This window comes from Pseudomonas sp. KBN10P06128 (genome assembly GCF_037574945.1).
In the GTDB taxonomy this organism is placed as follows: domain Bacteria; phylum Pseudomonadota; class Gammaproteobacteria; order Pseudomonadales; family Pseudomonadaceae; genus Pseudomonas; species Pseudomonas aeruginosa.
Genome location: NZ_JBBELR010000001.1, coordinates 4,501,859 through 4,525,090, shown reverse-complemented (window position 1 = coordinate 4,525,090; position 23,232 = coordinate 4,501,859). Strand labels below are relative to the sequence as shown.

19 protein-coding genes are annotated in these 23,232 nt (G+C 66.2%); 14 read left to right on the top strand and 5 right to left on the bottom strand.

Translation table 11 applies throughout. The features are described 5' to 3' along the window. Nucleotides 1–17: 17 nt before the first annotated feature. The gene (gliR, locus tag VQ065_RS21160) at nucleotides 18–1,049 is read right to left on the bottom strand and encodes an AraC family transcriptional regulator GliR (protein WP_003091237.1); all 1,032 of its coding nucleotides are present in this window, start codon (nucleotides 1,047–1,049) and stop codon (nucleotides 18–20) included. A 176-nt stretch (nucleotides 1,050–1,225) separates the two neighbouring features. On the opposite strand from gliR, the gene VQ065_RS21155 reads away from it, so the two are divergent. The 5 genes from VQ065_RS21155 (at nucleotide 1,226) to VQ065_RS21135 (ending at nucleotide 7,879) form a co-directional block, all read left to right on the top strand. After that, nucleotides 1,226–2,821 (top strand): FAD-binding oxidoreductase, encoded by a 1,596-nt coding sequence (locus tag VQ065_RS21155; RefSeq protein ID WP_003091236.1) that lies wholly within the window; start codon nucleotides 1,226–1,228, stop codon nucleotides 2,819–2,821. 5 nt (nucleotides 2,822–2,826) lie between these two features. Then, entirely contained in the window at nucleotides 2,827–4,407 is a 1,581-nt protein-coding gene (locus tag VQ065_RS21150; protein WP_003091234.1) for a glycerol-3-phosphate dehydrogenase/oxidase, read from the top strand. A gap of 20 nt (nucleotides 4,408–4,427) precedes the next feature. Then, complete coding sequence (locus tag VQ065_RS21145) at nucleotides 4,428–5,987, top strand: FGGY-family carbohydrate kinase (RefSeq protein WP_003091233.1); 1,560 nt, start codon at nucleotides 4,428–4,430, stop codon at nucleotides 5,985–5,987. 74 nt (nucleotides 5,988–6,061) lie between these two features. Then, nucleotides 6,062–6,970, top strand: a complete 909-nt coding sequence (gene yegS / locus VQ065_RS21140; RefSeq protein ID WP_003091230.1) for a lipid kinase YegS — start codon at nucleotides 6,062–6,064, stop codon at nucleotides 6,968–6,970. Nucleotides 6,971–7,072: 102 nt separating this feature from the next. Further along, the gene (locus VQ065_RS21135) at nucleotides 7,073–7,879 is read left to right on the top strand and encodes an MOSC domain-containing protein (RefSeq protein ID WP_003091227.1); all 807 of its coding nucleotides are present in this window, start codon (nucleotides 7,073–7,075) and stop codon (nucleotides 7,877–7,879) included. A gap of 43 nt (nucleotides 7,880–7,922) precedes the next feature. On the opposite strand, the gene VQ065_RS21130 is transcribed toward VQ065_RS21135, so the two are convergent. Continuing rightward, nucleotides 7,923–8,309 carry a lysozyme inhibitor LprI family protein gene (locus tag VQ065_RS21130; protein WP_003091225.1) on the bottom strand — a complete coding sequence of 129 codons (387 nt, stop codon included), beginning with the start codon at nucleotides 8,307–8,309 and terminating at the stop codon, nucleotides 7,923–7,925. A gap of 56 nt (nucleotides 8,310–8,365) precedes the next feature. Next, nucleotides 8,366–10,294: a lytic transglycosylase Slt gene (gene slt, locus VQ065_RS21125; protein ID WP_003091222.1), complete on the bottom strand. Its 1,929-nt coding sequence runs from the start codon at nucleotides 10,292–10,294 to the stop codon at nucleotides 8,366–8,368. A gap of 225 nt (nucleotides 10,295–10,519) precedes the next feature. On the opposite strand from slt, the gene VQ065_RS21120 reads away from it, so the two are divergent. Together VQ065_RS21120 and VQ065_RS21115 are read left to right on the top strand one after the other, a co-directional pair. Further along, nucleotides 10,520–12,442: an ATP-binding cassette domain-containing protein gene (locus tag VQ065_RS21120; RefSeq protein ID WP_003091215.1), complete on the top strand. Its 1,923-nt coding sequence runs from the start codon at nucleotides 10,520–10,522 to the stop codon at nucleotides 12,440–12,442. Nucleotides 12,443–12,592: 150 nt separating this feature from the next. Beyond that, nucleotides 12,593–13,279: a DUF6901 family protein gene (locus VQ065_RS21115; protein WP_003091213.1), complete on the top strand. Its 687-nt coding sequence runs from the start codon at nucleotides 12,593–12,595 to the stop codon at nucleotides 13,277–13,279. A 29-nt stretch (nucleotides 13,280–13,308) separates the two neighbouring features. On the opposite strand, the gene VQ065_RS21110 is transcribed toward VQ065_RS21115, so the two are convergent. Continuing rightward, the gene (locus VQ065_RS21110) at nucleotides 13,309–13,746 is read right to left on the bottom strand and encodes a universal stress protein (protein WP_003091210.1); all 438 of its coding nucleotides are present in this window, start codon (nucleotides 13,744–13,746) and stop codon (nucleotides 13,309–13,311) included. 207 nt (nucleotides 13,747–13,953) lie between these two features. On the opposite strand from VQ065_RS21110, the gene VQ065_RS21105 reads away from it, so the two are divergent. Next, the gene (locus VQ065_RS21105; RefSeq protein WP_003091207.1) at nucleotides 13,954–14,388 is read left to right on the top strand and encodes a hypothetical protein; all 435 of its coding nucleotides are present in this window, start codon (nucleotides 13,954–13,956) and stop codon (nucleotides 14,386–14,388) included. A 16-nt stretch (nucleotides 14,389–14,404) separates the two neighbouring features. Here the strand turns inward: VQ065_RS21105 and VQ065_RS21100 are convergent, their stop codons facing one another. Further along, the gene (locus VQ065_RS21100; RefSeq protein ID WP_031629679.1) at nucleotides 14,405–15,223 is read right to left on the bottom strand and encodes a F0F1-type ATP synthase subunit beta; all 819 of its coding nucleotides are present in this window, start codon (nucleotides 15,221–15,223) and stop codon (nucleotides 14,405–14,407) included. 427 nt (nucleotides 15,224–15,650) lie between these two features. Between VQ065_RS21100 and fadB the strand changes: the two genes are divergently transcribed. The 6 genes from fadB to VQ065_RS21070 all read left to right on the top strand — a co-directional run bounded on the left by fadB (nucleotide 15,651) and on the right by VQ065_RS21070 (nucleotide 23,222). Next, nucleotides 15,651–17,798, top strand: coding sequence for a fatty acid oxidation complex subunit alpha FadB (gene fadB / locus VQ065_RS21095; RefSeq protein WP_003091204.1), 2,148 nt, complete (start codon nucleotides 15,651–15,653; stop codon nucleotides 17,796–17,798). A gap of 30 nt (nucleotides 17,799–17,828) precedes the next feature. Beyond that, nucleotides 17,829–19,004 carry an acetyl-CoA C-acyltransferase FadA gene (fadA, locus tag VQ065_RS21090; protein WP_003091203.1) on the top strand — a complete coding sequence of 392 codons (1,176 nt, stop codon included), beginning with the start codon at nucleotides 17,829–17,831 and terminating at the stop codon, nucleotides 19,002–19,004. Between the two features lie 193 nt (nucleotides 19,005–19,197). After that, nucleotides 19,198–19,461: a DUF1653 domain-containing protein gene (locus tag VQ065_RS21085; protein WP_003109484.1), complete on the top strand. Its 264-nt coding sequence runs from the start codon at nucleotides 19,198–19,200 to the stop codon at nucleotides 19,459–19,461. A 90-nt stretch (nucleotides 19,462–19,551) separates the two neighbouring features. Next, nucleotides 19,552–22,158 carry a type I DNA topoisomerase gene (gene topA / locus VQ065_RS21080; RefSeq protein WP_003091201.1) on the top strand — a complete coding sequence of 869 codons (2,607 nt, stop codon included), beginning with the start codon at nucleotides 19,552–19,554 and terminating at the stop codon, nucleotides 22,156–22,158. Between the two features lie 106 nt (nucleotides 22,159–22,264). Continuing rightward, nucleotides 22,265–22,783: a DUF6586 family protein gene (locus VQ065_RS21075; RefSeq protein WP_003091199.1), complete on the top strand. Its 519-nt coding sequence runs from the start codon at nucleotides 22,265–22,267 to the stop codon at nucleotides 22,781–22,783. A gap of 205 nt (nucleotides 22,784–22,988) precedes the next feature. Continuing rightward, entirely contained in the window at nucleotides 22,989–23,222 is a 234-nt protein-coding gene (locus tag VQ065_RS21070; protein ID WP_003109483.1) for a hypothetical protein, read from the top strand. Nucleotides 23,223–23,232: the final 10 nt, after the last annotated feature.

Below are 23,232 nucleotides of genomic sequence, written 5' to 3'. Positions count from 1 at the left end.
CCGGATGGCCGCCGTTCTCATTGCGCCGCCGGCTCCTTCCGCCGTTGCCGGTACTCGCCGGGCGTCTGCCCGGTCCAGCCCTTGAAACTGCGATGGAACGAGCGGGACTCGGTGAAGCCCAGGTACTGGGCGATGTCCTGGATCGGCAGCTCGCTATGCAGCAGGTAGTGCTCGGCCAGTTCGCGGCGCAGTTCGTCGAGGGTCTGCTGGTAGCTGCTGCCGGCTTGCTGCAGGTGGCGTTGCAGGGTGCGTACGGTCATGCCGAACTTCTCCGCCACCCGTTCCTTGCGCGGCAGGCCGTCCTTGAGTAGCTGGCGCAGGGCGTTCTTCACCCGCAGCGGCAGCGGCTCGTCATCGTCCAGCTCGGCCATCAGCGCCAGGGCATGTTCTTCCAGGGTGCGCAGCAGCGTCGCGTCGGCCTGGCGCAGCGGCAGCGCCAGGTAGTCCAGTGGTACCAGCAGCGCCGAACAGGGTTGGGTGAAGCGCACCGGACAGCCGAAGAAGGTCTCGTAGTCTTCCACGCGGGTTCCGTCCGGCAGGTCGTGTTCCAGCCAGACCTCGTCCGGCGAACCTTCCAGGTCGGCGATCCAGCGCGCGTAGAGGACCCAGGAAGCCAGGACGTGCTCGACCATGTGGCGCCGTACCAGGGGTGTCTGGTGGCGGCAGTTCCAGATCAGCCGGACCTGCCCGCCGGCCGCCTCGATGCGGCTGGTGCCCATGTCGCCGACCAGCTTCTCGTAGGGCGTGATGCGGCTCATGGCCTCGCCCAGGGTGGCGCAGTTCATCGCGATGTAGCCGAGCACGCTCCAGGAGCCGGGCTGGACGAAGCGCGCCGAATGCAGGCCGAACAGGGGATCGCCGGAATGCTCGCAGAAATAGCCGAGCAGGCGCTCGTGGGCTTCGCCCGGCAGGCGCTGGCGATTGTCGTTGAGCTGGTCGGCCTGGAGGCCGGCGGCGGCCAGGGCAGGGGCGATGTCCAGGCCGAGCCGTTCGGCGTGGCGCAGGTACTTCAGCAGGGCCGGAACCGAGGTGGAGCCAAGGGTCTGCATGGTCGTTGTTCTTGTCGTGGCGGGTGGAACAGGCCGTCCGGCGTGCGTGCCGGCTGTCTTGATCGGTCACAGGGAGTGTCTCGATCCGACAGTGACAGGCGAGGGCGGCTGGCTAGTATAGGCAGCCAGAAAGGTTCCGATAAACAGGTTGCCGCGACAAGCGAGGGGAGAGGTTCATGCGTCGTTGGAATGGCTGGGGCGAAGAAAGCACCGTGGTCGAATTGCCGGACAGCGCCCGTGGGTTCCTGGCGGAACTGGTCGGGCAGGGCGCACGCTTGCCGGACGCCAGCCTGGAGGCGGCGCTGGCGAAGGTCCCGGCGTCGCGCCTGGAGGCCGATCCGCGCTACAGCATCGACCCCCGTGAGCGTCTGCTGCATGCCCGCGGGCAGAGCCTGCCGGACTGGCTGGCGATGCGCGAGGGCGACTTCGGCGTCTACCCGGACGCCGTGGCCTATCCGGAAACCGCCGAGCAGATCCGCGAGTTGCTGGCCCTGGCCGACTCCCGCGACCTGCAACTGATTCCCTATGGCGGCGGTACTTCCGTGGCCGGCCATATCAATCCGCAAGCCTCGCGGCGGCCGGTACTGACGGTCTCGCTGGAGCGTATGAACCGCCTGCTCGATCTGGACCGCGAGAGCCTGGTCGCGACCTTCGGCCCCGGCGCCGCCGGCCCGCAGGTGGAGAGCCAGTTGCGTGCGCTGGGCTACACGCTCGGGCATTTCCCGCAGTCCTGGGAGTTGTCGACCCTCGGTGGCTGGGTCGCCAGCCGCTCCAGTGGCCAGCAGTCGCTGCGCTATGGGCGGATCGAACAACTTTTCGCCGGCGGGACCCTGGAGACCTTCGCCGGGCCGCTTGAAATCGCTACCTTCCCGGCATCCGCGGCGGGACCGGACCTGCGCGAACTGGTGCTGGGCTCTGAGGGACGCTTCGGGATCATTTCCTCGGTGAAGGTGCGGGTCTCGCCGCTGGCCGAGGACGAGCGCTTCTACAGCGTCTTCCTGCCGAACTGGCAGCAGGCCCTGCAAGCCACCCGCGAGCTGGCCCAGGCGCGCGTGCCGCTGTCGATGCTGCGCCTGTCCAACGCCGTGGAAACCATGACCCAGCTGGCCCTGGCCGGCCATCCCGGACAGATCGCCTGGCTGGAGAAATACCTGGCACTGCGCGGCGCGGGCGAGGGCAAGTGCATGCTGACCTTCGGCGTGACCGGCAACCGTCGGCAGAACGGATTGTCGCTGAGCCAGGCGAAGGCCTTGCTGAAACGCTTCGGCGGGGTCTTCACCGGCACCCTGCTGGGGCGCAAGTGGGCGCAGAACCGCTTCCGCTTCCCCTACCTGCGCGAGGCCCTGTGGCAGGCGGGCTACGCCGTGGACACCCTGGAGACCGCCACCGACTGGAGCAACGTCGACGGCCTGCTGCAGAAGATCGAGGCCAGCCTGCGCGACGGCCTGGCCGCCGAGGGCGAGAGGGTCCATGTGTTCACCCACCTCTCGCATGTCTATGGCGAGGGGTCGAGCATCTATACCACCTACGTGTTCCGTCCGGCCGCGAGCTATGCGGCGACGCTGGAGCGCTGGAAGCGTCTCAAGCATGCGGCCAGCCAGGCGATCGTCGACAATCGCGGCACCATCAGCCACCAGCATGGCGTCGGCAAGGACCACGCACCCTACCTGCCCCGCGAGAAGGGCGAACTGGGCGTCGCCGCGCTGCGTGCCATGGCCGGTCACTTCGATCCGGCCGGGCGGCTCAACCGCGGCACCTTGCTGCAGGACTGAGCGGAATGACTTCAGCCTGGAACGAGGAGTGGCGTCGCCGCCGCCTGCCGGCGCTGGCGGGGCAGGAGTGGGACCTGATCGTGGTCGGCGGCGGCATCAGCGGTGCCGGCATCCTCCGCGAAGCCGCGCGGCGCGGCTGGCGCTGCCTGCTGCTGGAGCAGCGGGACTTCGCCTGGGGCACCTCGAGCCGCTCGTCGAAGATGGTCCATGGCGGCCTGCGCTACATCGCCAAGGGCCAGTGGCGGCTGACCCGCGACTCGGTGCGCGAGCGCCAGCGCCTGCTCGGCGAGGCGCCTGGGCTGGTGGAGCCGTTGAGCTTCGTGATGGCCCACTACCGCGGCGGCTTTCCCGGCCCGCGGCTATTCGGCGGCCTGCTGAGCGTCTACGACGCCCTTGCCGGGCGGCGCAACCACCGTTTCTACGACGCCGCCGCGTTGCGCTACCTGGCGCCGGGCCTGAAGGAACAACGGCTGCTCGGCGGCACGCGATTCTTCGATGCGGTGACCGACGATGCGCGCCTGGTGCTGCGGGTGCTGGCCGAGGCGCGTCACGACGGCGGCGAGGCATTCAACGGCATGCGTGTGCGCGAATTGCTGCGCGAGGGCGGCCAGGTGGTCGGCCTGCGCGCCGAGGACCGCGAGAGCGGCGAGCTTCTCGACTTTCGCTGCCGTGCCCTGGCGGTGGCCACCGGGGCCTGGGCCGATGAGTTGCGCCAGCCCGGCGGAAGCGAGCACATCCGCCCGCTGCGCGGCAGCCATCTATTGCTGCCGGCCTGGCGCCTGCCGGTGGCCCATGCCTTCAGCTTCATGCACGCCACGGACCGGAGACCGGTGTTCGTGTTCCCCTGGGAGGGCGCGACGGTGGTCGGCACCACCGATCTCGACCATCGCGACGGCCTTGGGGAGGACGCGCGGATCAGCCGCGCCGAACTCGACTACCTGCTGGCGGCCTGCGCCCAGCAGTTTCCCGCCGCCGCCATCGAGGCGCGCGACGTGCTGTCGACCTGGGCCGGCGTGCGACCGGTGGTCAGCAGCGGCGACGACAGCGGCAAGCCTTCCGACGAGAAACGCGAGCATGTGCTCTGGCGCGAGCCGGGCTGCGTGACCCTGGCCGGCGGCAAGCTGACCACCTTCCGGCCGCTGGCGGTGGAGGTGCTACAAGCCTGCGCGCCGCTGCTCGGGCGCACGGTCACGGACGATGGCGCGGCGGTGTTCGGCGCCTGCGAAGGCCCGCTCATCGACGGGCTCGGCAGCGGCCAGCGACGCCGCCTGGCCGGTCGCTACGGACGCGACCTGGTCCGCCTCAAGCGGCTGGTGGACACCCTCGGAACGGACTGCGTGGGTGCCAGCGAAACGCTCTGGGCCGAACTGGCGTTCGCCGCCGAGGCGGAAATGGTGCTGCATCTCGACGACCTGCTGTTGCGCCGCACCCGCCTCGGCCTGCTGTTGCCCGGAGGCGGCGCGGCATACCTGCCGCGTATCCGCGCACTCTGCCAAGCGCGCCTGGGCTGGGACGACCCGCGCTGGGAACGTGAGCAACAGGCCTATCTGGACCTCTGGCGCCGGCACTACAGCCTGCCCGTCTGACCAGCCGAGACGAGAACGAGATGAACGACAAGAACTATCTGCTGGCGATCGACAATGGCACCCAGAGCGTGCGCGCCCTTCTGTTCGACTTGCAGGGCAACCTGCTGGGCAAGGGCAAGGTGGAGCTGGAGGCCTACTACTCGAAGCATCCGGGCTGGGCCGAACAGGACCCCGAGTACTACTGGGCGATGCTCGGCGAGGCCTGTCGGCGGCTCTGGGGCCAGGTGGACATCGATCGCGGGCTCATCCGCGGGGTGTCGCTGACCACCCAGCGCGGTACGGTGATCCACGTCGATGCCGAGGGCAGGCCGTTGCGTCCGGCGATCCTCTGGCTCGACCAGCGCCGGGCGGAGGTCCGCGAGCGCATCAGGGGGCCGTGGGGCTGGCTGTTCAAGCTGGTCGGCGCCGAGGGCGCGGTGGAGCATTTCCGCGCCCAGGCCGAGGTCAACTGGGTGGCGCAGGAGCAGCCGGAGATCGCCGCGAAGACCGACAAGGTGTTGCTGCTTTCCGGCTTTCTCAGCCACCGCCTGACCGGCCGTTTCGTCGATTCGGTGGGGTGCTGCGTAGCCTACCTGCCGTTCGACTACAAGCGCCTGCGCTGGGCCGCGCCGCGCGACTGGAAATGGCAGGCGCTGGCGGTACGCCGCGAGCAGTTGCCGGAGCTGTTCAAGCCGGGCGAGCGGCTCGGCGAGATCAGCGCCGAGGCCAGCCGGCACACCGGCATTCCACAAGGCCTGCCGTTGATCGCCGCGGGGGCCGACAAGGCCTGCGAGGTGCTCGGCGCAGGTGCGCTGGAGCCCACCATCGCCTGCCTCTCCTACGGCACCACGGCGACCATCAACACCACTCGCGCCCGCTACCTGGAAACCGTGCCGCTGATTCCACCCTATCCGGCGGCGATTCCCGATCATTTCAATACCGAGGTGATGATCTATCGCGGCTACTGGATGGTCAGCTGGTTCAAGCGCGAGTTCGGCTTGCGCGAGATGCAGCAGGCGCGCGAGCAGGGGGTCGAGCCGGAGCAACTGTTCGACGAACTGGTCAACGGCGTGCCGCCCGGCTCGATGGGCCTGACCCTGCAACCCTACTGGTCGCCGGGAATCCGCGAACCGGGACTGGAGGCCAAGGGGGCGATGATCGGTTTCGGCGACGTGCATACCCGGGCGCACATCTACCGGGCCATCCTCGAGGGCCTGGCCTATGCCCTGCGCCAGGGCAAGGAGCGCATCGAGAAGCGTTCGGGCACGCCGATCGTGCGCCTGCGCGTGGCCGGCGGCGGCTCGCAGAGCGACGCGGCGATGCAGCTCACCGCCGACATCTTCGGCCTGCCGGCCGAGCGCCCGCATGTCTACGAGGCGTCCGGCCTGGGTGCGGCGATCGACTGCGCGGTGGGGCTCGGCCTCTATCCGGACGTCGCCAGCGCGGTGGCCGGGATGACCCGCGTCGGCCGGGTTTTCCTGCCCCAGGCGGAGGCCCGGCAGATCTACCAGCGGCTCTATGGCGAGGTCTACCTGCGCATGTATCGCCAGTTGCGCCCGCTCTACCGCAGCATTCGCGAGATTACCGGCTACCCTGCCTGAACCGGGCGCCGCACTTCCGTCCCGGATACGCGGTCAATAGGCAAAGACAAGGCCACGACGAGGGGTTCGGTTCGATGGACAAGGACAAGGTTCTGCTGGTCCTGCATGGCAAGCAGGCGGGCAACGAAGAGGTTCGTGCCGCGGTTGCGGCACAGCGCGAGGCCGGGCGGGAGCTGGCGGTGCGGGTAACCTGGGAGGACGGCGACGCCCGGCGCATCGTCGAGGAGGCGCTGGCGGCCGGCTATGCGACGCTGGTCGCCGGCGGTGGCGACGGCACGCTGCGCGAGGTGGCCGAAGCGCTGGCGCGCGGGCGAGGCGAGGCGAGCCTGGCGATCCTGCCGCTGGGCACCGCCAACGATTTCGCCCGCGCCGCCGGGATTCCCCTGGAACCGGCCGCGGCGCTGGCGCTGCTCGACCAGACGGCGCGGCCGATCGACCTGGGCGAGGTGAACGGCAAGCTGTTCCTCAACATGGCCACTGGCGGCTTCGGTTCGAAGGTCACGGCGAATACCTCGGAGGACCTGAAGAAGGTTCTCGGCGGTGCCGCCTACCTGTTGACCGGGTTGACCCGTTTTTCCGAAGTGCATGCCGCCCAGGGCCGTTTCAGCGCCCCGGACTTCCAGTGGGAAGGCGAGTTCCTCGCCCTGGGCATCGGTAACGGGCGCCAGGCCGGCGGCGGGCACGTACTGTGTCCGCAAGCGCGAGTGGACGACGGCCTGCTGGACGTGAGCATCCTGCCGACGCCGCAGGACATGGTCGGTACCCTGGGCACCCTGCTCGGCGGTGGCAACGGAGTGGAAAGCCTGTTCGTCCGCGCGCGGGTGCCATGGCTGGAAGTGGAGGCGGCGGAAGGTCTCGACGTCAATCTCGACGGCGAGCCGCTGGAAGGACGCAAGCTGCGTTTCTCGGTTTCCCCGGGCGCGCTGCGCGTGCACTTGCCGGCCGGTTCGCCGTTGTTGCGCGAGCCGCCGCGCGAGGACTGAGGGCGGGGCCGACTGATCCGCTGCCTGGAGTGGCGTCTGTGTCTTGTCGGCCTTTCCCGCGACACCGTATAACAGCATCTTTCCACCAAGGATGCTGGTTCCATGTTCCGTCTCTCCGCGCTGTACCGCTATCCGATCAAGTCTTCCGCCGCCGAGTCCCTGGAGCGCGTCGCGCTCGATGCGCTGGGCGTGGTCGGCGACCGACGCTGGATGGCGGTGGACACCGAAACCGGACGTTTCTTCACCCAGCGCCTGCTGCCGCAGCTGGGGCGTATCCAGGCGCGCTGGGCGGCGCCGGAGGTCCTGCGGCTGAATGCGCCGGGGATGTCCGAGCTGAGCCTCGAAGTACCGGCAGCCGACACCAACCTGCGTGGCGTCACAGTCTGGCGCGATACCTTGCAGGCGCCGGATGCCGGCGACGCCGCAGCGGACTGGCTGACGCGCTTCCTCGGCCGCCCGACGCGCCTGGTGCACATTCCCGAGGCGCGCGCGCGGCAGGTCGATACCGGCTACGCCGAACCGGGGCAGAAGGTGCATTTCGCCGACGGTTTCCCGCTGCTGCTGATCGGCCAGGCTTCGCTCGACGACCTCAGCCAGCGGGTCGGCCGGCCGTTGGAGATGCTGCGCTTCCGTCCCAACCTGGTGGTGGAAGGCAGTGCCGCGTTCGCCGAGGACGGCTGGAAACGCATCCGCATCGGCTCGGTCGAGTTCGTCGTGGCCAAGCCCTGTTCCCGCTGCATCCTCACCACCCTGGACCCGGCGACCGGCGAGCGCAACGAGGACCGCGAGCCGCTGACGACCCTGAAGACCTACCGGGAAAAGGATGGCGCGGTGCTGTTCGGGCAGAACCTGATTGCGCTGGGACAGGGCAGCCTGGAGGTGGGGATGCCGGTGGAAATCCTCGACTGAGGAACGGTCGCCCGCCGTTGCGGCGGGCGGCCATTGCCGGCGATCAGAGCTTGGCGTCGACGCAACCGGTGCTCAGGCACTCGCGCTCGCGTTCGCGGAGGAAGTCGAGGCGCTGGCGGGTCTTCTCGGTGGCGCAGTCGAGGTTGACGAAATAACCGTTGTCCTTGCTTTCGCTGCAGGCCGCGTCGCGCTCCTTGATCCAGGCGATCTGGCTCTTCTTCAGCAGGGCTTTCTGGCCGTCGTTCAGGTGCTTGCGCAGGGTGCCGAACTGCTGGTTCAGCTCGCGGTCGGCCTGGGAAAACTCGCCGCTGCGGCAGTACACGCTGTCGAAGGCGTTGCGCGGCGTACCGCAGGCGTCGGCGGCCAGGGCGCCGTCGGCGAGCAGCAGGCTGGAGGCGGCGAGCAGGGCGGTAGCGAGGGGCTTGTTCATCTTGAGGTCCTTTTCAAGGTACTGGAAAGGCCCGGGCGTCCGGGCCGGGTTGGGGGTCAGAAATCGTCGAAGTAGCGTTCGTGCCAGTCGACGATGGGCTGCGGCGCATTGAGCTTCTGCCCGTAGATCACCGCATAGGACAGCACGTTCTGCACGTACTGGCGAGTCTCGTCGAACGGAATGGTCTCGATCCACACGTCGAAGGCCAGGTGGCGGGTATCTTTCAGCCACTGGCGGACGCGGCCCGGACCGGCGTTGTAGGCGGCCGAGGCGAGTACCCGGTTGCCGTTGAACTGGCCATGCACCTGGCTCAGGTAGGCGGCGCCGAGGCGGATGTTGACGTCGGGCACGATCAGTTGCTGGGTCGAGGCCAGCGGGATGCCGAACTTGCGCGAGGTCTCCTTGGCGGTGCCGGGCATCAGCTGCATCAGCCCGGTGGCGCCGACTCCGGAACGGGCATCGGACATGAACGCGCTTTCCTGCCGGGTGATGGCGAAGATCCAACTGGAGTGCAGGCCGCGGTTCTTCGCTTCGCGCACCAGGGTGGCGCGATGCGCCATCGGGAAGCGGATGTCCAGGTCGTCCCAGTACTGCGCCTGGCTGATCGAGCGGATCGCCGGGAAATACCACTGCATGTCGTAGGCCAGCCTGGCCTGGGCGATCAGCTCGTCGCGATCGAACAGGCGCGCGGCGTGGTACCACTCGCGGCGGGCGTTGATCACTTCGCCACGGTTGAAGAACTCCATGGCCCGGCGCGTGCTGGCGGCGTTGCGTACGCGTTGCAGGACGCGCGGGTCGATGTGCGCAGGGCGGTTGCCGAGCTTGTACGGCACGCTCAGGCGGTCGGCGGCGAGGAAACCGTAGAAGTCGCGCTCGCCGGCGAGCTTCTGGTACAGCGCGATCGGCTCCTTGCTGTTCGGCTGTGCCAGTTGCAGGCTGCGTGCCTGCCAATAGCGCCAGCGGCTGGTGGCGGCGAGATCCTGGGGCAGCTTGCGGGTCAGCGCGTAGGCTTCGTCCCAGCGGCCCAGGCGCAGCAGCAGGCGGGTGCGCCATTCGGTGACGGTGTTGTCGCGCAGGCCGGGATCGTACTGGGTCATCAGCGGCAGTGCACGCGGATCGAAGCGCTTGGCCAGGCTGAGACCGATCTCGCGGGCGATGGCGACCTTCTCGTCGCTGGAGAAGGGTAGCGCCGAGCTGTAGTAGTCGAGCAGGCTCAGGGCCTTTTCCGGGTCCTGCCGCGCCAGGCGGCGCAGGCCGAGACCGACCACGTCGGCGGTGGCATGGTCGCGCTGGCTGAAGCGGCCGGTCTGGCTCAGCTGGGCGGGGTTCTGCGCCACGCTGACCATCAGCGCGCCCTGGTTGCCGAGGGTCGGCAGGCGCTGCGCGAGGTGCGAGGCGAGGCTGTAGTTGCGCGCTTCGGCGGCCAGCTTGAGGCGTTTCCAGACCTTTTCCTCGGTGAGCTGGCCTTCGCCCTGCCAGAGGCCGAACAGGGTATCGCAGGCAGCCGGCTGCGACTTGCCGACCAGCCACAGGCGTTCGCTGGTGGCGTAACCTTCGGCCTTCTGGCCGTGGCCCAGCTGGTACTGGCCATACAGGCAGTCGAGTTCGGTGAAGTTCAGCTTCGGATCGTAGTAGTTGACGAAGGTCTTCCAGTCGCCGCGGTCGGCCAGCAGGCGCAGCCAGCGCAGTTTCAGCCAGCCGATCTGCGGCAGGTCGCCGTGTTCGGTGAGGAAGCGCTCGACCTCCTCGTTGCTGGCGGTCTTCAGCCGGTGGGTCAGCTCGTCATAGGCCAGGTAGGGTTCCAGCGGGTAATCGCGCAGGGCGCTGCGCGAGGCCATGTAGGGCGCGCTGTTGCCCTTGGCCAGGGCGGCCTTGGCCTGGTCGTAGAGACGGCGTTGTTCGGTCAGGGAAGCGGCGTGGACCGCGTCGACGGAGGAAATACTGAGCAAAAGGCAGGAAACGAGAGTGAACAGGCGACCGCGCATGACTTATCCGGGCAGGTGATGTCGGGTAACGTCGGCAGGTCCGCAACGGCTGCCTACGGGCGTTTCGACCGCTCGCGGGACTGGCGCGCGACCGCTGTCGCGGGGCGCGCCCGAAGCCGGGCGGATGGCTCGCCTAAGCTTAGCCGTTGCGGCATGGCGGTGAAAGCGCCGTGCCATCCGATGCCTATCCGGCGTAAAATGCGCGCCCTGTTTCCGGAGGCGCCCATGACCCTGCTCAAGTTCACCGATGTATCCCTTGCCTTTGGCACCACTCCCTTGCTGGACAAGGTGTCGTGGCAGATCGGCCGTGGCGAGCGGGTCTGCGTGATCGGGCGCAACGGTACCGGCAAGTCCAGCCTGTTCAAGGTGGTCAAGGGCGAACAGCAGGCCGACGACGGCGAAGTCTGGCGCGCACCGGCGCTGAAGATCGGCGAATTGCCCCAGGAACTGCCGCGTGCCGACGAACGGACAGTGTTCGACGTGGTGGCCGAGGGCCTGGCGGAAGTCGGCAAGCTGCTCGCCGAGTACCACCACCTGAGCCTGAACATCCATACCGACGACGACCTGGCGCGCCTCTCGCGGGTCCAGCAGGAACTCGAGGCGCGCGATGGCTGGCGCCTGCAGCAACTGGTGGACAGCACCCTCAGCCGCCTGCAGTTGCCGGCCGACAAGACCCTCGCCGAACTCTCCGGCGGCTGGCGTCGGCGCGTGCTGCTGGCCCAGGCGCTGGTCGCCGAGCCGGACCTGCTGCTGCTCGACGAACCGACCAACCATCTGGACATCGGCGCCATCGCCTGGCTCGAGGAAGCGCTGCTGGGCTTCAACGGCGCGGTGCTGTTCATTACCCACGACCGCGCCTTCCTGCAATCCCTGGCGACCCGCATCCTCGAGCTGGATCGTGGCCACCTGATCGACTGGAACGGCGACTACGCCAGTTTCCTGGTGCACAAGGAACAGCAACTGGCCGCCGAAGAAGCTGCCAACGCATTGTTCGACAAGCGCCTGGCCCAGGAAGAAGTGTGGATCCGCCAGGGCATCAAGGCCCGCCGCACGCGCAACGAAGGGCGGGTTCGGGCACTGAAGGAAATGCGTCGCGAACGCGCCGAGCGCCGCGAGCGCCAGGGCAAGGCCAGCTTCCAGCTGGAAAGCGCGGACAAGTCCGGCAAGCAGGTGATCGTGGTGGAGCACGTCAGCTTCGCCCATCCCGGCGGCCAGCCGCTGGTACGCGACTTCTCCATGGTCCTGCAGCGCGGCGACCGTATCGGCCTGCTCGGCGCCAACGGTACCGGCAAGACCACCTTGCTCAAGCTGCTGCTTGGCGACCTGCAGCCGACCTCGGGCAAGATCGAGGTGGGCACCAAGCTGGAAGTGGCCTACTTCGACCAGTTGCGCCATCAGCTCGAACCCGAGCAGACGGTGATCGACAATATCTCCGAAGGCCGCGAGTTCATCACCATCGACGGCCAGAACCGGCATGTGCTCAGCTATCTCGGCGACTTCCTGTTCAGTCCGCAGCGCGCCCGCACCCCGGTGAAGGCGTTGTCCGGCGGCGAGCGCGCGCGCCTGTTGCTGGCCAAGCTGTTCAGCAAGCCGGCCAACCTGCTGGTGCTCGACGAACCGACCAACGACCTCGACGTGGAAACCCTGGAACTGCTGGAGGAAGTCCTGCTCGGCTTCCAGGGCACCGTGCTGATGGTCAGCCACGATCGGGCCTTCCTCGACAACGTGGTGACCAGCACCCTGGTCTTCGAGGGCGAGGGCAAGGTTCGCGAATTCGTCGGTGGCTACCAGGACTGGCTGCGCCAAGGGGGCACGCCGCGCCTGCTCGGCGTGAGCGAGTCGAAGAGCGGCAAGGCCGAGCTGAATACCGCGCTGGCGCCCGCCGCCGAACCCGCGCCGGCTGCTGCGGCGCCGAGCGAGGCGCCGGCGAAGAAAAAGCTCAGCTACAAGTTGCAGCGCGAGCTGGAGGCTTTGCCCGGGCAGATCGACGCGGTCGAGGCGGAGCTGGCGGGTGTCCAGGAAACCATCGCGCAGCAGGATTTCTATCTGCGCCCGCAGGACGAGCAGCGCGAAACCCTGGCGCGGCTGGACGCGTTGCAGCAGGAACTCGATGCCTTGCTCGAGCGCTGGGCCGAACTGGAAGACTGATCCATCTCGAAAAAAGTGAGCTGCATCAATGTGATAGCGGCTCATCTCGATGATCCTTGCGGGCCTTGCCGGCGGTGGGTGCAGTCCCCCGTCGGTCCCTCTGGCTGGCGTCATTGACGGGCCGGCCGTCTCCCGAGAAAGGATCAGTCCATGGCAATCGAGTACCGCATCACGCTGGACGACCAGCATCAGCTCAACTATCGCATCGAGCTGGAGCGGCACTACGACCCGCAGGCGGCTGCCGCAGCGCCGCGCTGGACGCGCCTGGAACACAATCGCTGCAGCAACTGCCCGCTCGATCGCGAACGCTACAGCCACTGTCCGGCGGCGGTCGACTTGCATGGGGTGATCGAGGATTTCCGCAACCTGCCGGCGTTCCGCAAGGCCGGCATCTGCGTGCGCACGCCGGAGCGCGAGTACATCAAGCAGGCGGGCCTGGAGGAAGGACTGCGCGCGCTGATCGGCTTGATCATGGCCAGCAGCGCCTGTCCGCTGCTGGCGCCGCTGAGGCCGATGGCCATGCAGCACCTGCCGTTCGCCAGCAACCAGGAGTTCGTGCTGCGGGTGGTGCCGCTGTACCTGATGCGCCAGTACTTCAACTTCCGCGAGGGGCGGCATGCCGATTGGGAACTGAAAGGGCTGGTGCGGCTGTTCCAGCAGTTGCAACTGGTCAACCAGGCGTTCTGGCAGCGAATCCACGACACCTGTGTCAGCGATTCCAACCTGAAGGCGTTCCTGACCTTCTTCTCGCTGTCGTCGAGCATCAGCTATTCGCTGGAAACCCAGTTGCAGAAGATCCGCCCGCTGGTGATGAGCGCCGAGGAAACGCTCGGCTGAGGCGCAGGCCCCGGCCGAGCGGGGAGAAATCAGGCTTTCTTCAGGTGCACCGCGAGCACGTCGCAGGGCGCGCCGTGCAGCACGTCGTTGGCAGTGGAACCGAGCAGCAGCGCCAGGCCGTGGCGACCGTGGCTGCCGACCACGATCAGGTCGCAGGCCTGCTCCGCGGCGAGGCGGTGGATTTCCTGGCGTGGTTGCCCGTAGACCAGGTGGCGCTGCTCGCTGCCGAGGTCCGGATAGCGCACGGCGAAGGCATCCAGGCGTTCACGGGCCTGGTCGAACTGCTGCTGCTGCAACATCGACAGGTCCATCGGCACGTCCCCGCCGAAAGCCATGGCCATGGGCTCGACCACATGCACCACCGAGAGCCGGGCCTGGTTGCTGGTGGCCAGGGCCGCCGCACGCTTCATCACCGGGTCGCATTCGTCGGTCAGGTCGACGGCGACCAGAATGTGTTGATAGGGCATGAACGTCTCCTCCCAGAAGGGGATAGTGTTTTCATTATGGACTTTCGCGCCGCGCGTGGAACCTGTTCCGTTGCGCTGGGCAAAAAGCTGCTCCGCCGTGGCCGCATTCGCCTGTAAACTGCGCCTCCCTTGGCGACTGCGACCGATCCTGCCTGTGCGCGCGGATCGAGGCAAATGCCTTAACCGTTTTTCGAGTGTCCGTTCCTTATGACCACTTGGCTGGTGATCCTGCTGCTGGCTGTCATGCTCAGTCCCCTGGCCTGGCTGATGCCGTCCAACAGGCAGCGCGGCAAGATGGCCCTGCGCCTCGAGGCGCGCCGTCTCGGCCTGGCCATGCAGCTCGCGCGCCAGGATTGGCCGCATTGGCTCGAGAGCGCTCCGCCGACGTCCTGCGCGCAGTTCCACTGCCCGCGCCGACGCGGCCGGGAGGCCTGGTGCTATTGGCAGAATACCCCGGGCCAGTGGCTGAACCAGTGGCGCGAGCCGTGCGCGGACGATGAGTTGCTGGACGCCCTGCGCAGGCTCCCGGGGGATGTGTACAAGGTGGAGGCGACCGCCCAGTTCCTTGCCCTGTATTGGGGCGAGCGCGGCGATAGCGCCGACCTCGGGCGCATCGCCGAGTTTCTCCGCCAGCGCGCCTGAGGCGGCGCGCCGAGGTTCATTGGTTGCGCGCGGCATACAGCGCGGCGACCTTCTCCAGGCCATCGATGATCCGGTCTGCATTCTTGTTGACCAGGAACGGCACGCTGTTCTGGTTGTAGTTGCGCAGGGACTTCTCGATGTAGTGCCACTTGATCGCCACGCTGCGCAGCGCCCTGGCGATCTCCTCGTCGTTCTGCGGCGCCTGCTGCAGCTTCAACAGGTTGACCGAAAAGCGGCTGGCCAGGTCGTCCAGTGGACGCTCCTCGCCGCCGCCGAAGAAGCTGGCGCCTACCGACGCGTTGCGCGAGGCATAGTCCAGGGCAATGTCCTGCATCAGCAGGCTCTGTTCGCGGCTCTGCTCGGTGAGCGTCGGCACCGTGGCGGCGTTTTCCCGTTGCAGGCTGCGATACAACTGGCCGCCGAGGTCCATCAGTTGCTGGTTGCGCCGTGCCAGGTCGGCGACCGGTTGCAGGTCGCTGTAGCCCTTGGCGCGCACCGCGCCGGTCAGCTTGTCGAGGTCTTGCGCATAGTCCCGCCATTGCTCGCGAAGCTGGCCCAGCAGGCGCCGGGATTCGCTGCCGTTCACGCCGTCGAGTCGCTGCAGGCGGGCTTCCGCCGTCTGCGCCGAGCTTTCGATCAGGCTGGCGTAGCGTTGATCGCCTTCCTGGCCGACGTACATGAAGAAGGCGTTCAGGGATTTCTGCGTGGCGAGCCGCATCTGGTGCAGGGCGAGCAGGTCATCGGCGGTCCCTGCCGCGAAGACGGGCAGGCTCAGCAGGCCGAGCAGGGCCAGACAAAGAGTGAACGGACGGCAGGTCATGGGTTCCATCTCCATGTGGCCCTGGAGGCCTTCTTGTTGTTCTTTTGTAACGGCCCGTGGCCGATCATGCATGGCGATCTGCGGCGACTCTAGCCTGCCTTTCCGCACCGGGACAAGCGCCCACGGCGCCGATCATCGAACATCTGAATGGTCCGACAGAGGCTGGCTGAATGGCCCTGCGCAGAGGGCCTGGAGGAGGGCAGGTGTTTTCCGGATGGCTGATTGACAATTCCCGGCTTTTGCCGGAATGTGTGCGCACCCAAGTCAAACGGGCGTATGAATCGAGCGTTTGCCTCGCGCAGGCCTCGACAATAGAGACCCGGTTATCGCGTCGGCGGGTGTGCCGAAGGGTTTGGGACTATGCTCGGCGGTTGCCGAAAGGGTCCCGACACGGTGTCCGATGTGTAAGTTCAAGCTTCCATAATAGCGTGGAGATCAGTTGATGATTTACCAAGGTAAAGCCATCACGGTTAAGCCTCTTGAGGGCGGCATCGTCGAGTTGAATTTCGATCTCAAGGGCGAGTCCGTCAACAAGTTCAACCGTCTCACCCTCAGTGAGTTGCGTGCGGCAGTCGATGCGATCAAGGCCGATGCATCGGTCAAGGGCGTGATCGTGACCAGCGGCAAGGACGTGTTCATCGTTGGTGCCGACATCACCGAGTTCGTTGACAACTTCCAGCTGCCCGACGAGGAACTGATGGCGGGCAACCTCGAAGCCAACAAGATCTTCAGCGACTTCGAAGACCTGGACGTACCCACCGTTGCCGCGATCAACGGCATCGCCCTCGGCGGCGGCCTGGAGATGTGCCTGGCCGCGGACTTCCGCGTGATGAGCGCGACCGCCAAGGTCGGCCTGCCGGAAGTCAAGCTGGGCATCTACCCGGGCTTCGGCGGCACCGTCCGCCTGCCGCGCCTGATCGGCTGCGATAACGCCGTCGAGTGGATCGCCTCGGGCAAGGAAAACAAGGCCGAGGACGCCCTGAAGGTCGGCGCCGTCGACGCCGTGGTTGCTCCCGAGCAACTGCAGGCCGCTGCCCTCGACCTGGCCAAGCGCGCCGTCGCCGGCGAGCTGGACCACAAGGCACGGCGCCAGCCGAAGCTGGAAAAGCTGAAGCTGAATGCAATCGAGCAGATGATGGCCTTCGAAACCGCCAAGGGCTTCGTCGCCGGCCAGGCCGGTCCGAACTACCCGGCGCCGGTGGAAGCCATCAAGAGCATCCAGAAGGCCGCCAACTTCGGCCGCGACAAGGCGCTGGAAGTCGAAGCCGCCGGCTTCGTCAAGCTGGCCAAGACCTCGGTTGCGCAGAGCCTGATCGGCCTGTTCCTGAATGACCAGGAACTGAAGAAGAAAGCCAAGAAATACGACGAAGTCGCCAAGGACGTGAAACTGGCCGCCGTGCTCGGCGCCGGCATCATGGGCGGCGGCATCGCCTATCAGTCGGCGCTCAAGGGCACCCCGATCCTGATGAAGGATATCCGCGAAGAGGGTATCCAGATGGGCCTGAACGAGGCCGCCAAGCTGCTCGGCAAGCGCGTCGAGAAGGGTCGCCTGACCCCGGCGAAGATGGCCGAGGCGCTCAATGGCATCCGTCCGACCATGTCCTATGGCGACTTCGGCAACGTCGACATCGTCGTCGAAGCCGTCGTCGAGAACCCCAAGGTCAAGCAAGCCGTGCTCGCCGAAGTGGAAGGCGCGGTGAAGGAAGACGCGATCATCGCCTCCAACACCTCGACCATCTCCATCAGCCTGCTGGCCCAGGCGCTGAAGCGTCCGGAAAACTTCTGCGGCATGCATTTCTTCAACCCGGTGCACATGATGCCGCTGGTGGAAGTGATCCGTGGCGAGAAGACCGGTGAAACCGCCATCGCCACCACCGTCGCCTACGCCAAGAAGATGGGCAAGAGCCCGATCGTGGTCAACGATTGCCCCGGCTTCCTGGTCAACCGCGTGCTGTTCCCGTACTTCGGCGGCTTCGCCAAGCTGCTGAGCTTCGGCGTCGACTTCGTGCGCATCGACAAGGTGATGGAGAAGTTCGGCTGGCCCATGGGCCCGGCCTACCTGTCCGACGTGGTCGGCATCGACACCGGCCACCATGGCCGCGACGTCATGGCCGAGGGCTTCCCGGACCGCATGGCGGTCGAGGGCAAGACCGCCGTCGACGTGATGTACGAGGCCAACCGCCTGGGCCAGAAGAACGGCAAGGGCTTCTACGCCTACGAGACCGACAAGCGCGGCAAGCCGAAGAAGGTCACCGATCCGCAGGCCTACGAAGTGCTCAAGCCGATCGTGGTCGAGCAGCGCGAAGTGACCGACGAGGACATCGTCAACTTCATGATGATCCCGCTGTGCCTGGAAACCGTGCGTTGCCTGGAAGACGGCATCGTCGAGACCGCTGCCGAGGCCGATATGGGCCTGATCTACGGCATCGGCTTCCCGCCCTTCCGTGGTGGTGCTCTGCGCTACATCGATTCGATCGGTGTCGCCGAGTTCGTGGCCCTGGCCGACAAGTACGCCGAGCTGGGCGCGCTGTACCACCCGACCGCGAAGCTGCGTGAAATGGCCAAGAACGGTCAGAAATTCTTCGGTTAATCGCGGAACGACTAGAGCGAGAGTGAATTTATGAGCCTGAATCCGAGAGACGTCGTCATTGTCGACTTCGGCCGCACCCCGATGGGTCGTTCCAAGGGTGGCATGCACCGCAACACCCGCGCCGAGACCATGTCGGCGCACCTGATCAGCAAGCTGCTGGAGCGCAACCCGAAGGTCGACCCGGCCGAAGTGGAAGACGTGATCTGGGGCTGCGTCAACCAGACCCTGGAACAGGGCTGGAATATCGCGCGCATGGCGTCGCTGATGACCCAGATCCCGCACACCAGCGCCGCGCAGACCGTCAGCCGCCTGTGCGGTTCGTCGATGAGCGCGCTGCACACCGCCGCCCAGGCGATCCAGACCGGCAATGGCGATGTATTCGTCATCGGCGGCGTGGAGCACATGGGCCACGTCGGCATGATGCATGGCGTCGACCCGAACCCGCACCTGTCCCTGTACGCGGCCAAGGCCTCGGGCATGATGGGCCTGACCGCGGAAATGCTCGGCAAGATGCACGGTATCAGCCGTGAGGCGCAGGACAAGTTCGGCGCGCGTTCGCACCAACTGGCCTGGAAGGCCACCCAGGAAGGTAAGTTCAAGGACGAGATCATCCCGATGGAAGGGTATGACGAGAATGGTTTCCTGAAAGTCTTCGACTTCGACGAGACCATTCGTCCGGAAACCACTGTCGAGACCCTGGCCGAGTTGAAGCCGGCGTTCAATCCGAAAGGCGGCACCGTGACCGCGGGGACCTCCTCGCAGATCACCGACGGTGCCTCCTGCATGATCGTGATGTCGGCCCAGCGCGCCCAGGACCTGGGCATCCAGCCGATGGCGGTGATCCGCTCCATGGCCGTGGCGGGTGTCGACCCGGCGATCATGGGCTACGGCCCGGTGCCGTCGACCAACAAGGCGCTCAAGCGTGCCGGCCTGACCATCGCCGACATCGATTTCGTCGAACTCAACGAAGCCTTCGCCGCCCAGGCCCTGCCTGTGCTGAAGGACCTCAAACTGCTCGACAAGATGGACGAGAAGGTCAACCTCCACGGCGGCGCCATCGCCCTGGGTCACCCGTTCGGTTGCTCCGGTGCGCGCATTTCCGGCACCCTGTTGAACGTGATGAAGCAGAACGGCGGTACCCTTGGCGTGTCCACCATGTGCGTGGGCCTGGGACAGGGTATCACCACCGTCTTCGAGCGCGTCTAAGCGTTCGTCGAAGGGGAAAGCCGGGGCCTCGTGCCCCGGCTTTCGTTTTTCAGTGTCAGTCGTTTCCGGCTGCATCGAGCGAATGACGCCCCGGGAGCGCGGGTTTGCCTATTGTGCGATCCGTGCCTATACCGGGCTGTTGTATGTCGGCATTGTGCCGTTGTTTTCCGATTTTCGAGACAAGGTAAGGAACATGGACCTGCAGGCTGGGCTCTATCGTCATTACAAGGGACAGAACTACCGGGTCCTGGGTGTCGCGCGGCATTCGGAGACGGAAGAGGCGCTGGTGATCTACCAGGCGCTGTACGGCGAATTCGGTCTCTGGGTGCGTCCGCTGGAGATGTTCACCGAGGCCGTGGAGGTCGATGGCGAGTGGGTGCCGCGCTTCGTCCTGGTGAGTCCCGAGGCCGATCCCCTGGGCTTGCAGAAAGCTCCCGGCGGGGAAGACCGCGCTTGACCTTGGCTCGTTCGCCACTATATATAGCGGTGCCGCGCTAGTCGCTCCCTTCTTTATATTCATCTTTTCGACGCAGGAACCTTCCGATCCATGGGTAAATCGCTGGTCATCGTGGAATCCCCGGCCAAGGCCAAGACCATCAACAAGTACCTGGGCAGCCAGTACGTGGTGAAGTCGAGCATCGGCCACATCCGTGACCTGCCCACCAGTGGTTCGTCGAGTTCCAAGGAGCCGGCGGCCAAGGGCCGCAAGAGCGCCTCCGAGGCGCCGGCGCTGTCACCGAAGGAGAAGGCCAGGCGCCAACTGGTCTCGCGCATGGGGGTCGACCCCGAGCATGGCTGGAAGGCCAAGTACGAGATCCTGCCCGGCAAGGAAAAGGTCATCGACGAGCTGCGCCGCCTGGCCAAGGACGCCGACACCGTCTATCTCGCGACCGACTTGGACCGCGAAGGGGAGGCCATCGCTTGGCACCTGCGGGAAGCCATCGGCGGTGACGAAAGCCGCTACAAGCGCGTGGTATTCAACGAAATCACCAAGAAGGCCATTCAGGAGGCCTTCTCCCAGCCCGGCGAGCTCGATATCAACCGGGTGAACGCCCAGCAGGCGCGGCGTTTCCTCGACCGCGTGGTCGGCTACATGGTCTCGCCGCTGCTCTGGCAGAAGATTGCCCGCGGGTTGTCCGCCGGCCGCGTGCAGTCGGTGGCGGTGAAGCTGGTGGTGGAGCGCGAACGCGAGATCCGCGCCTTCGTCCCGGAAGAGTACTGGGAGGTGCATGCCGACCTCGGTACCGCCAAGGGCGCCAACGTGCGCTTCGAGGTTACCCGTGAGAAGGGCGAGGCCTTCAAGCCGCTCAACGAAGCCCAGGCCATGGCGGCCCTGGAAAAGCTCAAGGCGTCGGCCTATAGCGTCGCCAAGCGCGAGGACCGGCCGACCTCCAGCCGACCCTCGGCGCCGTTCATCACTTCCACCCTGCAGCAGGCGGCGAGCAACCGCCTGGGCTTCGGGGTGAAGAAGACCATGATGATGGCCCAGCGTCTCTACGAGGCCGGCTACATCACCTACATGCGTACCGACTCGACCAACCTGTCGGCCGATGCCATTGGCATGGTCCGCGGTTTCATCGAGGACGAGTTCGGCCAGAAGTACCTGCCGGGCAAGGCCAACGTCTACTCGAGCAAGGAGGGTGCCCAGGAAGCGCACGAGGCGATCCGTCCTTCCGACGTCAACCTCAAGCCGACCCAGCTGTCCGGCATGGAGCGCGACGCCGAGCGCCTGTACGACCTGATCTGGCGCCAATTCGTGGCGTGCCAGATGACCCCGGCCGAATACCTCTCGACCAGCGTGAGCGTCACCGCCGGCGATTTCGAACTGCGCGCCAAGGGCCGCATCCTCAAGTTCGACGGTTATACCCGGGTACTGCCGCAGCAGAGCAAGCCGGGCGAGGACGACGTCCTGCCGGAAATGAAGGAAGGCGAGAACCTCAAGCTGATCAAGCTCGATCCGAGCCAGCACTTCACCAAGCCGCCGGCGCGCTACTCCGAAGCGAGCCTGGTCAAGGAACTGGAGAAGCGCGGTATCGGCCGCCCCTCGACCTACGCGGCGATCATCTCCACCATCCAGGAGCGCGGCTACGTAACCACCCACAACCGCCGCTTCTATGCGGAGAAGATGGGCGACATCGTCACCGATCGGCTCAACGAGAGCTTCGCCAACCTGATGGACTATGGTTTCACCGCCGGGATGGAGGAGCATCTCGACGACGTGGCCCAGGGCGAGCGCGACTGGAAGCACCTGCTCGACGAGTTCTACGGCGATTTCAAGAAGAAGCTCGAGGTGGCCGAAGTCAGCGAGAAGGGGATGCGCGCCAACCAGCCGACCCTGACCAACATTCCCTGCCGCGAGTGCGGCCGGCCGATGATGATTCGTACCGCCTCCACCGGCGTGTTCCTCGGCTGCTCGGGCTACAGCCTGCCGCCGAAGGAGCGTTGCAAGGCGACCGTCAACCTGATTCCCGGCGACGAGATCGCCGCGGACGACGAGGGCGAGTCCGAGTCGCGGGTGTTGCGTGGCAAGCATCGCTGCCCGATCTGCAGTACCGCGATGGACGCCTACCTGCTGGACGAGAAACACAAGCTGCATATCTGCGGCAACAACCCCGACTGTCCGGGCTACGAGATCGAGGAAGGCCAGTACCGGATCAAGGGCTACGAAGGGCCGAGCCTGGAATGCGACAAGTGTGGCAGCGAGATGCAGCTGAAGACCGGCCGTTTCGGCAAGTTCTTCGGTTGCACCAATCCGACCTGCAAGAACACCCGCAAGCTGCTGAAGAATGGCGAGGCGGCGCCGCCGAAGATGGACGCCATCCGCATGCCTGAATTGAAGTGCGAGAAGGTGGACGATATCTACGTGCTGCGCGACGGCGCTTCGGGCATGTTCCTGGCCGCCAGCCAGTTCCCGAAGAACCGCGAGACCCGCGCGCCGTTGGTGAGCGAGATCATCCCGCACAAGGCCGAGCTGGATCCCAAGTACCATTACCTCTGCGACGCCCCGCAGAAAGACCCGGACGGCCGTCCCGCGGTGATCCGTTTCAGCCGCAAGACCAAGGAGCAATACGTGCAGTCCGAGGTCGATGGCAAGCCCACCGGCTGGCGCGCCTTCTACGATGGCGGCAAGTGGAAGGTCGAAGACAAGCGCTGATGGATGGCGCGCCCGCTTGCATGGGGCGCGCTTATACTGCGCGAAGGCCGGGCGCTGACCTGGCCTGCGCTCCGCATTCCTTCCAGTTTTAATCGGGAGTACCGGCATGGCCCAAGAGCTTTATACCCGCACCAACCAGAAGCTGTATTTCGCCGGGTTGGCTCTGGAGGCCTGGAAGCGAGCCGATGCCGAGCGGGCGATGAATGCCCAGGCGATCATCCAGGGGGAGCGCGAGTCGGCGCTGTTCCACCTTTATGGCGCAGTGCTTGGTGTATGCCATGAGATCGCCGGTTACTACCGTCTGCCACAGGCTGCCGCTCCTCGCGTGGATGCATTGCTGAATGCCGAAGTGCTGGCGGCCGCGCCCAGCCCCGAGCTGGCTGAGCTGGTGGAGTTGGCGTCGCAGCCGGAAACCTGGCTGGGCCAGTTGCTGGGCGCCTACTCCGAGCTGTTCCTGCCGCCGCGACCGACCAAGGCAGCGAAGATCGACCCCAGCACACCGTTGATCGTTGCCGTGAGTATCGACGAAGACGCCCCCTTGCTTTCTCGCGAAACCCTCGAGGAATGGCGGCAGTCGCTGAAGCAATTGGTCCTGCGTTTTCGCGAGAGCTTGACGGAGCTGTAACGCCGTCGTCATTCGCCGATCAGCGGTAGGAAATTTTCCTACCGTTCCACTCGGTTGATTTGCCAGCAAAAAAATTTAGCGGATGCCGTCCGGGCGCTCTGGAACCGCCGTTACAGGCGCGAGAGCGGAACCGGAAGGCGGATGCGGGCTAGGGATGCACTGGATGGGCTGTTACAATGTCGCGTCTTCGTAGAGAGCGTCTGTCATGCCAACATCCTTCCTTGAAATCGTAGAAATGCCCGACGGGCGCATCGTGCTGCGTCGCGCCGATGACGAGGAGGCGTTGGTGACCCTGGAGTTCTCCGGGGACGCGAAGAATTTCCTGCAAGGCCAGCATGTCGAAGTGGCCAAGGCCATGTTCAATGTCGGCGTGCAAATGGCCGGTCGTCTTGCCGAGGGCGAGATGGAACATGACGAAGGCCCCCGCGTCCTGCACTGAACGCTGTCCC

Excerpts from the sequence above, each read along its gene's own strand:
- gliR (WP_003091237.1), bottom strand. The coding sequence starts at position 1,049 with ATGCAGACCCTTGGCTCCACCTCGGTTCCGGCCCTGCTGAAGTACCTG.
- VQ065_RS21155 (WP_003091236.1), top strand. The coding sequence starts at position 1,226 with ATGCGTCGTTGGAATGGCTGGGGCGAAGAAAGCACCGTGGTCGAATTG.
- VQ065_RS21150 (WP_003091234.1), top strand. The coding sequence starts at position 2,827 with ATGACTTCAGCCTGGAACGAGGAGTGGCGTCGCCGCCGCCTGCCGGCG.
- VQ065_RS21145 (WP_003091233.1), top strand. The coding sequence starts at position 4,428 with ATGAACGACAAGAACTATCTGCTGGCGATCGACAATGGCACCCAGAGC.
- yegS (WP_003091230.1), top strand. The coding sequence starts at position 6,062 with ATGGACAAGGACAAGGTTCTGCTGGTCCTGCATGGCAAGCAGGCGGGC.
- VQ065_RS21135 (WP_003091227.1), top strand. The coding sequence starts at position 7,073 with ATGTTCCGTCTCTCCGCGCTGTACCGCTATCCGATCAAGTCTTCCGCC.
- VQ065_RS21130 (WP_003091225.1), bottom strand. The coding sequence starts at position 8,309 with ATGAACAAGCCCCTCGCTACCGCCCTGCTCGCCGCCTCCAGCCTGCTG.
- slt (WP_003091222.1), bottom strand. The coding sequence starts at position 10,294 with ATGCGCGGTCGCCTGTTCACTCTCGTTTCCTGCCTTTTGCTCAGTATT.
- VQ065_RS21120 (WP_003091215.1), top strand. The coding sequence starts at position 10,520 with ATGACCCTGCTCAAGTTCACCGATGTATCCCTTGCCTTTGGCACCACT.
- VQ065_RS21115 (WP_003091213.1), top strand. The coding sequence starts at position 12,593 with ATGGCAATCGAGTACCGCATCACGCTGGACGACCAGCATCAGCTCAAC.
- VQ065_RS21110 (WP_003091210.1), bottom strand. The coding sequence starts at position 13,746 with ATGCCCTATCAACACATTCTGGTCGCCGTCGACCTGACCGACGAATGC.
- VQ065_RS21105 (WP_003091207.1), top strand. The coding sequence starts at position 13,954 with ATGACCACTTGGCTGGTGATCCTGCTGCTGGCTGTCATGCTCAGTCCC.
- VQ065_RS21100 (WP_031629679.1), bottom strand. The coding sequence starts at position 15,223 with ATGGAGATGGAACCCATGACCTGCCGTCCGTTCACTCTTTGTCTGGCC.
- fadB (WP_003091204.1), top strand. The coding sequence starts at position 15,651 with ATGATTTACCAAGGTAAAGCCATCACGGTTAAGCCTCTTGAGGGCGGC.
- fadA (WP_003091203.1), top strand. The coding sequence starts at position 17,829 with ATGAGCCTGAATCCGAGAGACGTCGTCATTGTCGACTTCGGCCGCACC.
- VQ065_RS21085 (WP_003109484.1), top strand. The coding sequence starts at position 19,198 with ATGGACCTGCAGGCTGGGCTCTATCGTCATTACAAGGGACAGAACTAC.
- topA (WP_003091201.1), top strand. The coding sequence starts at position 19,552 with ATGGGTAAATCGCTGGTCATCGTGGAATCCCCGGCCAAGGCCAAGACC.
- VQ065_RS21075 (WP_003091199.1), top strand. The coding sequence starts at position 22,265 with ATGGCCCAAGAGCTTTATACCCGCACCAACCAGAAGCTGTATTTCGCC.
- VQ065_RS21070 (WP_003109483.1), top strand. The coding sequence starts at position 22,989 with ATGCCAACATCCTTCCTTGAAATCGTAGAAATGCCCGACGGGCGCATC.